The organism is Xanthomonas sp. F10 (assembly GCF_014206815.1).
In the GTDB taxonomy this organism is placed as follows: Bacteria; Pseudomonadota; Gammaproteobacteria; order Xanthomonadales; family Xanthomonadaceae; genus Xanthomonas_A; species Xanthomonas_A indica.
Genome location: NZ_JACHNP010000001.1, coordinates 424,040 through 433,541 on the forward strand (window position 1 = coordinate 424,040; position 9,502 = coordinate 433,541).

At 70.8% G+C, this 9,502-nt stretch carries 13 protein-coding genes; 8 read left to right on the forward strand and 5 right to left on the reverse strand.

The window, feature by feature from the left end; all coding sequences use genetic code 11:
- Nucleotides 1-35: 35 nt before the first annotated feature.
- Nucleotides 36-1,109, reverse strand: a complete 1,074-nt coding sequence (gene alr / locus FHR56_RS01850; RefSeq protein ID WP_160946268.1) for an alanine racemase — start codon at nucleotides 1,107-1,109, stop codon at nucleotides 36-38.
- On the reverse strand, nucleotides 1,088-2,395 hold the full coding sequence (locus tag FHR56_RS01855) for a D-amino acid dehydrogenase (RefSeq protein WP_160946267.1): 1,308 nt from the start codon (nucleotides 2,393-2,395) through the stop codon (nucleotides 1,088-1,090). The genes alr and FHR56_RS01855 overlap by 22 nt, the downstream gene beginning before the upstream one ends.
- 136 nt (nucleotides 2,396-2,531) lie before the next feature.
- Here FHR56_RS01855 and FHR56_RS01860 point away from each other — a divergent pair, with 136 nt between their 5' ends.
- Complete coding sequence (locus FHR56_RS01860; RefSeq protein WP_017908762.1) at nucleotides 2,532-3,011, forward strand: Lrp/AsnC ligand binding domain-containing protein; 480 nt, start codon at nucleotides 2,532-2,534, stop codon at nucleotides 3,009-3,011.
- Between the two features lie 21 nt (nucleotides 3,012-3,032).
- On the opposite strand, the gene FHR56_RS01865 is transcribed toward FHR56_RS01860, so the two are convergent.
- Complete coding sequence (locus FHR56_RS01865; protein ID WP_160946266.1) at nucleotides 3,033-3,413, reverse strand: host attachment protein; 381 nt, start codon at nucleotides 3,411-3,413, stop codon at nucleotides 3,033-3,035.
- A 122-nt stretch (nucleotides 3,414-3,535) separates the two neighbouring features.
- On the reverse strand, nucleotides 3,536-4,021 hold the full coding sequence (locus FHR56_RS01870; protein ID WP_343160742.1) for a hypothetical protein: 486 nt from the start codon (nucleotides 4,019-4,021) through the stop codon (nucleotides 3,536-3,538).
- 103 nt (nucleotides 4,022-4,124) lie between these two features.
- Here FHR56_RS01870 and msrB point away from each other — a divergent pair, with 103 nt between their 5' ends.
- The 6 genes from msrB to FHR56_RS01900 all read left to right on the forward strand — a co-directional run bounded on the left by msrB (nucleotide 4,125) and on the right by FHR56_RS01900 (nucleotide 8,120).
- Nucleotides 4,125-4,589, forward strand: coding sequence for a peptide-methionine (R)-S-oxide reductase MsrB (msrB, locus tag FHR56_RS01875; protein WP_160946265.1), 465 nt, complete (start codon nucleotides 4,125-4,127; stop codon nucleotides 4,587-4,589).
- 38 nt (nucleotides 4,590-4,627) lie between these two features.
- The gene (locus FHR56_RS01880; protein WP_184502393.1) at nucleotides 4,628-5,029 is read left to right on the forward strand and encodes an MliC family protein; all 402 of its coding nucleotides are present in this window, start codon (nucleotides 4,628-4,630) and stop codon (nucleotides 5,027-5,029) included.
- Nucleotides 5,030-5,143: 114 nt separating this feature from the next.
- Entirely contained in the window at nucleotides 5,144-5,998 is an 855-nt protein-coding gene (motA, locus tag FHR56_RS01885) for a flagellar motor stator protein MotA (protein ID WP_160946263.1), read from the forward strand.
- Nucleotides 5,999-6,005: 7 nt separating this feature from the next.
- On the forward strand, nucleotides 6,006-7,196 hold the full coding sequence (motB, locus tag FHR56_RS01890) for a flagellar motor protein MotB (RefSeq protein WP_160946262.1): 1,191 nt from the start codon (nucleotides 6,006-6,008) through the stop codon (nucleotides 7,194-7,196).
- A 105-nt stretch (nucleotides 7,197-7,301) separates the two neighbouring features.
- On the forward strand, nucleotides 7,302-7,826 hold the full coding sequence (locus tag FHR56_RS01895; RefSeq protein ID WP_160946261.1) for a hypothetical protein: 525 nt from the start codon (nucleotides 7,302-7,304) through the stop codon (nucleotides 7,824-7,826).
- A gap of 9 nt (nucleotides 7,827-7,835) precedes the next feature.
- Complete coding sequence (locus FHR56_RS01900; RefSeq protein WP_160946260.1) at nucleotides 7,836-8,120, forward strand: DUF4031 domain-containing protein; 285 nt, start codon at nucleotides 7,836-7,838, stop codon at nucleotides 8,118-8,120.
- Nucleotides 8,121-8,539: 419 nt separating this feature from the next.
- On the opposite strand, the gene FHR56_RS01905 is transcribed toward FHR56_RS01900, so the two are convergent.
- Nucleotides 8,540-9,079 carry a hypothetical protein gene (locus FHR56_RS01905; protein WP_160946259.1) on the reverse strand — a complete coding sequence of 180 codons (540 nt, stop codon included), beginning with the start codon at nucleotides 9,077-9,079 and terminating at the stop codon, nucleotides 8,540-8,542.
- Between the two features lie 146 nt (nucleotides 9,080-9,225).
- Here FHR56_RS01905 and FHR56_RS01910 point away from each other — a divergent pair, with 146 nt between their 5' ends.
- Entirely contained in the window at nucleotides 9,226-9,468 is a 243-nt protein-coding gene (locus FHR56_RS01910; protein WP_048492240.1) for a DUF3297 family protein, read from the forward strand.
- Nucleotides 9,469-9,502: the final 34 nt, after the last annotated feature.

Consider the following 9,502-nt stretch of genomic DNA (forward strand, 5'->3'; position numbering starts at 1 on the left):
GGCGCCGGTAGCGCGCCGGCGCCGTCAGGCACGGCTCACCCGCCGAGGTAGACCCGCGGCGCGCGCTTGAGGCCGCACAGCAGCCGATAGGCGCTGGACGCGCAGCGCCCGGCCAACGCATCGATGCGCGGCTGTTCGCCCCACAACTGCACCTCGCTGCCGAGCCCCGCCTGCGGGTGCTCGGTCAGGTCCACGGTCAGCATGTCCATGGACACGCGCCCGATCAGCTCGCCGGGCGTGCCGTCGATCAGCACCGGCGTGCCGTTAGGCGCGAACTGCGGATAACCGTCGGCATAGCCGATCGCCACCACCCCGACCCGTGTCGGCCGCGCCGCGACGAAGCGTGCGCCGTAGCCGACCGGCTCGCCCGGCGCGATGTCGCGCACGGAAATGACCTTGGACTGCAGGGTCATCACCGGACGCAGTTCGCCGGGCAGCGTGGCCGCTGCGGCGAACGGGTCGGCGCCGTACAGCATCAGCCCCGGCCGCCCCCAGTCGTTGCGCAACTCTGGCCAGCCGAGCAGCGCCGGCGAGTTGCACAGGCTGGTCTCGCCGGCCAGGCCGGCGGTGGCCTGGCGGAATATCTCCACCTGCTCGCGCGTGCGTGCGCTGTCCAGTTCGTCGGCGCGGGCGAAGTGGCTCATCAGCACCAGCCGCTCGACCTGCGGCAGCGCGCTCAGCCGCGCATGCGCGGCGCGGAATTCGTCCGGCGCCAGGCCCAGCCGGTGCATGCCGCTGTCCAGCTTCAGCCACAGGCACAGCGGCTGCGGCGCGGCGAAGGCGGCGATCGCCTCCACCTGCCAGGGCGAGGCCACCGCGCACCACAGCCGGTGTGTGGCGACCAGCGGCAGTTCCTCGGCGTCGAAGATGCCTTCCAGCAGCAGGATCGGCGCGGCGATGCCGGCCTGGCGCAGTTCCAGCGCCTCCTCGATGCAGGCCACCGCGAAGCCGTCGGCCTCGCCGTCCAGCGCGCGCGCGCAGGCCACCGCGCCGTGCCCGTAGGCATCGGCCTTGACCACCGCCAGCGCCTTGCCGCCGCTCAGCCGGCGGGCCAGGCGGTAGTTGTGGCGCAGCGCGTCGAGGTCGATCAATGCACGGGCTGGGCGCACGCGACGGCCTCGGCAACGGACGCGGCGGAACCGCGGGAGTAACGGAAGATGTCCAGGCCCTCGCCGCTGATCTGCGGCTGCCGCGAGACCATCAGGTCGGCCAGGTAGCGGCCCGAGCCGCAGGCCATGGTCCAGCCCAGCGTGCCGTGGCCGGTGTTGAGGAACAGGTTGCGGTAGCCGGTGGCGCCGACCACCGGCGTGCCGTCCGGGGTGGCCGGGCGCAGCCCGGTCCAGAACTCGGCCGCAGCCAGGTCGCCGCCGCGCGGGTACAGGTCGTTGACCACCTTCTCCAGGGTGGCGCGGCGCCGTGCCGGCCGCGACAGGTCGAAGCCGGCCAGTTCGGCCATGCCGCCGACGCGGATGCGCTCGTCGAAGCGGGTGATCGCCACCTTGTAGCTCTCGTCGAGGATGGTGGAGGTCGGCGCCAGCGCCGCGTCGCGGATCGGCAGGGTCAGCGAATAGCCCTTCAGCGGGTACACCGGCAGGCGGATGCCCAGCGGCGCCAGCAGGCCGGGCGAATAGCTGCCCAGCGCGACCACGTAGCGGTCGGCACGCTCCAGCCGGCCACCGATGCGCACGCCGTCGATGCGGTCGCCGTCGGCCTGCAGCGCCTCGATGGTCTCGCCCTGGCGGAACTGCACGCCGGCCGCGGCGGCCATCGCGGCCAGGCGCTGGGTGAACAGGCGGCAGTCGCCGGTCTGGTCGTTGGGCAGGCGCAACGCGCCGACCAGGGTCGCCGGCGCGCTGGCCAGGGCCGGCTCGACCCGGGCGATGCCGGCGCGGTCCAGCAGTTCGTAGGGCACGCCGTACTCGCGCAGCACCTCGATGTCCTTGGCCGCGCCGTCCAGTTGCTGCTGGGTGCGGAACAACTGGGTGGTGCCGAGCTGGCGGCCTTCGTAGGCGATACCGGTCTCGGCGCGCAACTGGTCCAGGCAGTCGCGGCTGTACTCGGACAGGCGCACCATCCGCGCCTTGTTGATCGCGTAGCGCTCGGCGGTGCAGTTGCGCAGCATCTGCGCCAGCCACAGGTACTGCTGCAGGTCGGCGGTCGGCGTGATCGCCAGCGGCGCATGGCGCTGGAACAGCCATTTCAGCGCCTTCAGCGGCACGCCGGGCGCCGCCCACGGCGACGCATAGCCAGGCGAGACCTGCCCGGCATTGGCGTAGCTGGTCTCCAGCCCGGCCGCCGGCTGGCGGTCGACCACCGTCACTTCGCAGCCGCTGCGGGCCAGATACCACGCCGTGGCCGTGCCGATCACACCGCTGCCGAGAACCAGAACCCGCATGCGCCTACTCCGTTCGGATCAATTCCCTGGCTGGATGGCGCCAGGGCAGAAGTTCGGTGCAGTATAGGCAGCACAACCCAGGATTTTCCCCTGATTTCCACCGGCCCAGCAGGCCAAACCCCTGAGACCCGCCCGCATGGCCGCACGCCTCCGCGAACTGGACAAGATCGACCGCAAGATCCTGCGCATCCTGCAGCAGGAAGGGCGCATCTCCTTCACCGAACTGGGCGAGCGGGTCGGCCTGTCGACCACGCCATGCACCGAGCGGGTGCGCCGGCTGGAACGCGACGGCGCCATCACCGGCTACTACGCGCGGCTGGACCCGCACTACCTCAAGGCCAGCCTGCTGGTGTTCGTGGAGATCAGCCTGGCCTACAAGTCCGGCGACATCTTCGAGGAATTCCGCCGCGCCGCGCTGAAGCTGCCTAACGTGCTCGAGTGCCACCTGGTCTCGGGCGACTTCGACTACCTGCTCAAGGCCCGCATCAGCGAGATGGCGTCCTACCGGAAGCTGCTGGGCAGCACCCTGCTGACCCTGCCGCACGTGCGCGAATCCAAGAGCTACATCGTGATGGAAGAAGTGAAGGAAACGCTCAGCCTGCCGATCGCCGACTGAGCGTTTCGCGCGGGGTGCAGGTCAGGAGACCAGCAGCTTCTCCAGGTCGTCGCGCGAGGAATTGGCGTGGTTCTTGGCCAGTTCGGCCACCACCCGCTTCTGGACCTCCTTGTGCAGCAGCGGCCGCAACTGCCCCAGCGTGTGCGGGTCGGCGACCAGCATCAGGTGCTCGACATCGCCGCGCAGGGCGTCCTGGTACAGGCGCTCGGCCACCTGCCGCACGAACCCGGCCTCATCCATGGTCATCGGCCGGTCGCCGTCCTCCACGCCTTCGATCGGCGCCGGGTTCAGCACCTCGGTCTGCTCCAGCAGCGCGGTCTCGCCCGCCAGGTTGACCCGGAACAGGCGCGCGCTGGCGCGGTCGGCGACGACGATCAGGGTGTTGTCGGGAAGCTTGCTCATCGGTTCTCCTGGCGAACATGGCGCCGCGCACATCGCGGCCGGTCCGCCAGTCTAGAAACCGATTTGTGAGGATGGCGGCCACGCGGCGTTCGCCACGCGTTCGCCGTCCGCGCGCCGGCACCTCAGTCCTGGATGCGCATTCCGTCGCCGCTGGGCACGGTGTCGTAGTAACGGCCGGTGCGCGTGTCCAGCGCGCGGTTCGGCCCGACCTGCATCGCCCCGGGGATCACCTGGCCGCTGCGATCGTAGAGGCGCACCGGGCGGCGCGCGGCCGGGTCGGCGACGCCGCCGGGCAGGGCAGGGCTGGCACGCTGATCTTGCGCCGGGGCCTGCGGCCGGTCGCCCAGGTTGGACGGGATCGGAGCGATCCTTGGCGCCGGAACGGGCGCTGGCTGCGGGCGCTGATCCAGGCCAGACGGTACCGGCGTCGCGCGTGGCGACGGCGGGAGCGCGCGCAGTGCGTTGGCGTCCCGGCTGGCAGGCGGCGTGCCCGGCACCGGTTGCAGGCCTTGTGCGACGGCCAGCGCTGGCGCGAGCAGGATGACGGCGGCGACAGGGAGGGAAAAGCGGGACATGGGGCGGTCTCGCATGGACAGGGTGATCCCCACGCTACTCCAGTCGCCAGGTCGCGTCGATGCGACCGGCGGTGCGCTTGAAGCCGCGCCTGAAGCCCTCATGTTGTTTCCTCCTCCTCCAGCCCCGGGCCCCGCCATGAGCCGATTCGACCTCTCGCCTCCCACTGCTGCCGAGCGCGAGCAGCTGATCGGCGCGCTGAACGCGGAGGAACGCCGGGTGTTGCTGCAGCACGGCACCGAAGCGCCGTTCTGCGGGGTGTTCCTGGACAACAAGCTGGAAGGCGTCTACACCTGCCGGCTGTGCGGGCTGCCGCTGTTCCGCTCCAGCGCCAAGTTCGATTCCGGCACCGGCTGGCCGAGCTTCTTCGCGCCCTACCACCCCGATCACGTGCGCGAGCTGCGCGACACCAGCTACGGCATGATCCGCACCGAGATCGTCTGCGCCCGCTGCGACAGCCATCTCGGCCACGTGTTCCCGGACGGCCCGCCGCCGAGCGGCGAGCGCCACTGCCTGAATTCGGTCTCGCTGCAGTTCACCGAACAGGGCCAGGCGCTGCCCAACCCGCTGCACCGCGGCGGCGGCGAGACCGAACCGGCCTGATTCCGGCGCAGACGCGCCGCCACAGGGAGACCACCGGTATGCGAACCCCGTTGCTTCCCCTCCTGCTGCTGACGCTCGCCCTGGGCGCCTGCCAGCGCAGCTCCGCCCCGGCGCCGGCACAGGCCGCGCCCGCGGCGGCCACGCCGTCGCCCACCGCCGCCCCCGGCCTGCAGGCCGATGCCCTGCCCATGCAGTGGCGCTGCGGCGAGGAACTGGTGCAGGCGGCCGCCGATCCGGCGCGCGAGCGCCTGGCCCTGCAGGTGCGCGGGACCCGCCTGGACATGCAGCGCACCGACGCCGGCGCCGCCACCGGCGCGCGCTACGCCGATGCCCTGGGCAATACCTTCTGGCAGTCGCAGCCGGACCAGGCCACGCTGACCCTGGCGGGCCTGGGCGAAACGCTCAAATGCGTCCGCCACGACAGCGGCATGACCGGCTGAGCACCCGGCCCGCCGCCCGCGCCGCCAAAAACCCGGCACGGTTCACACCTTCAGAATGGCGCCGCGGGGCCGACATCTAGAGCGTCCCCGTTCCGGCCCGCAGGCTGCTCCGCCATGCTCATCATCGTTGGCTTCATCGTCGTCATCATCAGCGTGGTCGGCGGCTACGTGCTGTCGCACGGCAAACTTGGCGCACTGTGGCAGCCCTACGAGCTGATGATCATCGGTGGCGCGGCGCTGGGCGCGTTCCTGGTCAGCACCCCGGGCAAGATCGTCAAGGCCACCATCGGCGGCGTGCTGGGCGTGTTCAAGGGCCCGCAGTACAAGGCCGACGACTACCGCAGCACCCTGACCCTGATCTACGAACTGCTGAACAAGGCGCGCCGCGACGGCTTCATGGCTTTGGAAGACCACGTCGAGCGCCCGGCCGACAGCGCGATCTTCGGCAACTACCCCAAGGTACTGGCCGACCACCACCTGCTCGACTTCATCACCGACTGCCTGCGCCTGATGATCGGCAGCAACATCGAGCCGCACGAACTGGAACCGTTGCTGGAACTGGAACTGGAGAAGCACCACCACGAAGCGATGGCGCCGGCGCATGCGCTGAGCAAGGTCTCCGACGGCCTGCCCGGCTTCGGCATCGTCGCCGCGGTGCTGGGCATCGTCATCACCATGGGCTCGATCGGCGGCCCGATCGAGGAGATCGGCCACCACGTCGGCGCGGCGCTGGTCGGTACCTTCCTCGGCATCCTGCTGGCCTACGGCTTCGTCGCGCCGCTGTCGGCGGCGATGGAAGCGCGCGCCGAGCAGGACAGCCGCATCTTCGAATCGGTGAAGACCGCGCTGCTGGCCTGCCTGCGCGGCTACAACCCGAAGATCGCCCTCGAATTCGCGCGCAAGACCCTGCCGACCGACGTGCGGCCGAGCTTCGCCGACTTCGAAACGCATCTGAAGACGATCAAGTAACGCAGTCATGGCCGAGACCAAGCCCACCGTCGTCATCCGCCGGGTCAAGAAGGTCCAGGGCGGCGGCCACCACGGCGGCGCGTGGAAGGTGGCCTATGCCGACTTCGTGACCGCGATGATGGCGTTCTTCCTGGTGCTGTGGCTGGTCGCGGCCACCACCAAGGAACAGCGCGCGGCGATCGCCGAATACTTCCGCAACCCCAGCCCGCTGGCCGGCAAGAGCCCGGCGCCGAGCCCCGGCATGGCCGGCCCCGGCGGCGCCAGCACCTCGATGATCAAGCTCGGCGGCGCCGGCGAGATGCAGCGCGGCAACAACAAGGATCCGTTCGGCAGCAAGAGCCTGAAGGGCGACGACAGCAAGAGCAGCCAGCGCGAGAAGGAAAAGGAACGCCTGGAAACGCTGATGCAGGAGCTGAAGGAAGCCATCGACAAGAGCCAGGCGCTGGAGCCGTTCAAGGACCAGTTGCTGCTGGACCTGACCCCGGACGGCCTGCGCATCCAGATCGTGGACAAGGAGAACCGGCCGATGTTCGACCTCGGCAGTGCGGTGCTCAAGCCCTACACCCGCGGCATCCTCCACGAGCTGTCCGGCTTCATCAACCAAGTGCCCAACCACATCAGCATCACCGGCCACACCGACGTCACCCAGTACAGCACCAAGAACGGCTACAGCAACTGGGAGCTGAGCGCGGACCGCGCCAACGCCGCGCGCCGCGAACTGGTCGCCGGCGGCATGGGCGAGGACAAGGTCTCGCGCGTGGTCGGGTTGTCCTCGTCGGTGCTGTTCGACAAGCAGGTGCCGAACAATCCGATCAACCGCCGCATCAGCATCGTGGTGATGACCAAGGATGCCGAGGACGCGGCCACCGCCGATGGCGACCACAGCGTCGCCCTTGGCACCGTGCAGCCCGACGCCGACACCAAGGTGCCGGACCTGAGCGCGGCGGCGACGGAGGCGGCCGCGGCGCCGCCGCCCGGCAAGGCGGCGCCCGCCGCCGCACCTGCCGCCACCACCGGCGCTCCGTCGGCAGCAGCCCCGGCGGCGACGCCGGCCAAGGCCTCGGTGCGGATCGCCGAACCGCGCACCACCTCGCCGGAGGCGGCGGCCGCCGCCGCGCGCGACGCCTTGCGCAGCATCAACGGCGGGGCACCGGTGACGGCCGCCGCCGCCGGCACCGAAGCGGCCAGCGCACGCTGATCGCGGCGGCCCCCGGCGCGGCGCCGTGGCCGCGCGGCGATGGCCCGGCGGGACCGCATACGGCGCGGCGCTTACAATGGCCGCCACTTCGCCAACGAGACCGCCGTGTCCAAGCAATCCAAAGCCAAGCGCGACAAGCGCAAGAAGCAGCAGCCGTCGCGCCCCTTCGCCCGCCTGGGCCGCGAGCAGCCCATCGCCAACCACGCCGTGCTGCAGGACCAGAGCGGCCGCGTGCTGGCCGCGATCGGCCTGCAGGGCCGCCAGTGGCTGCTGGCGGTCGGCGGCCAGACCATGGGCAATGCCGACAATCCGGTGCCGATGCTGGCGATGCTCAAGCACCTGGCCAACCTGCAGGAGCAGGAAGGCAACACCATCACCCTGGAATACTCGACGCAGCTGCAGCAGATGATCGACGCGCTGGCGGCCGAGGCCGGCCAGACCCCGGCCGAGTACCTGGACGCGCTGGTCGCCGAGTTCGCCGCGGGCGACGGCGCGACAGAGGATGCGGCCGAGGACGAGACCGACGCGGACGCCGCGACGGAGACCGGCGATGCCGCGCCGGCGCAGGCCGACAGCAGCGCGGCGCCTGACACCGCGGCGGACGCCGACGGCACGCACAAGCCGGCCTGACCGGACCCGATGGCGGTCTACATCGACGATGCGGTGCATCCCTGGCGCGGCCAGCGCTGGGGTCACCTGCTCGCCGACACCCTGGACGAACTGCACGCCATGGCGGCGCGGCTGGGCATTCCCCGCCGCGCCTTCCAGAACAAGCTCAGCGGCGCGCACTACGACGTGCCGGCCGCCCTGCGCGAGGAAGCGATCCGCCTTGGCGCGGTGCCGGTCTCGCGGCACAGCGATCGCGAACTGCTGAAGGCGCTGATCCGCCACGCACGTGCGCAGGCGCGCGGCGAGGCCGATTGAAGCGTGATGGCGGCAGCGGCGTCCGGCGCAGTGCGGCGGCGCGGGCGTGCGGGTGCACTGGGCCAGCGCTTCCGGCAGCGGCCGGCACGGCTGCGTCTGACGGCTCTGCGCGTCGCGACTGAAGTCGCTCCCACAGGGAGCTGCAGATACGTTCTGGCGCACTGCAGGAGGGCTTCAGCTCCAACATTCACCATGGGCGGTGCGATCGCGACTTCGTTCGTCGCGGCTGAAGCCGCTCCTACAGGGCGCTGGCGGCAAGCTGCCGGGTGCACTATGGGAGGGACTTCAGTCCCGCCTGCATCCGGCGCCAGAACACCCAAACGCTGCACGCATCGCCACTGAAATCGCGCCCACAGGACGCTGCAGGTGCCTGACACGCAAGGCCGCAACACCAATCACCGATGCGTAGCGAGGGATGCCTAGAACGGATCGCTGCCCGGGCGCAGGTCGATGCCGAGGATCGCGGCCAGGCGCTGCATGTCCTGATCGTCGCGGCTGAGCGCCATCCAGCCGGCGCGGATCTCGCTGCCGGCGTCCCAGCACCAGATGCTGTAGCCGTGCTCGCGCAGGCGGTCGTAGGCCACCGCCAGCAGCGAGGCGCTGTCGTGCTCCTGCAGGAAGTCGGCATCGTCGATGTCGCCGCCCCAGTCGATGCGCAGGTTCCAGCGCGCGGCCAGTTCGTCGATCGCGCCGATCAGCGCCTCGCGGTCGTGGCCGTCGACGTAGAAGCCCGCCCGCCAGTCGATCGCGTCCTTCAGCGTCCACAGCCAGTCCGCGTCCTCGCGCTCGGCTTCGCCGGCGGCCTCGCGGTAGGCGTCGAACTGGCGCAGGGCGCTTTCCTCGTCGCCCGGGTTGATCAGCAGCAGCAGGTTCCAGATCAGGCCCTGCTGGGTGTCCGGATCGTCGTCGTCGTCGAACAGGTCGTCGGGATCGTCGTAGTCGGCGCTGTTGTCGGGCATGGCGGCGCATCGGGCATCACGAGGGAGCGCCAGTGTGCCGCGCCCGGCGCGACGACGGAAGCGCGGAACTCGGCAACGGCGCCGCGGGCGTTTATCCTTCGCAGCCCGGAAGACGGCGCTGTCCGCCGCCACGCGAAGCCACCACGATGTCCGACACGCCCCCCGACCGCCTGGCGGTCAGCCCGCAGAGCCCGTTCCACGATGCCGAGACGCTGTCGCGCGGCGTCGGCATCCGCTTCAACGGCGTGGAGCGCGACAACGTCGAGGAGTACTCGATCAGCGAAGGCTGGATCCGCGTGCAGGTCGGCAAGGCGCGCGACCGCCGCGGCAACCCGATGACCATGAAGGTCAAGGGCCAGGTCGAAGCCTTCTGGCTCGACGCCAAGTAAGCGCGGCCGCCGGCGGGCACAGCGCCCGCCGGCA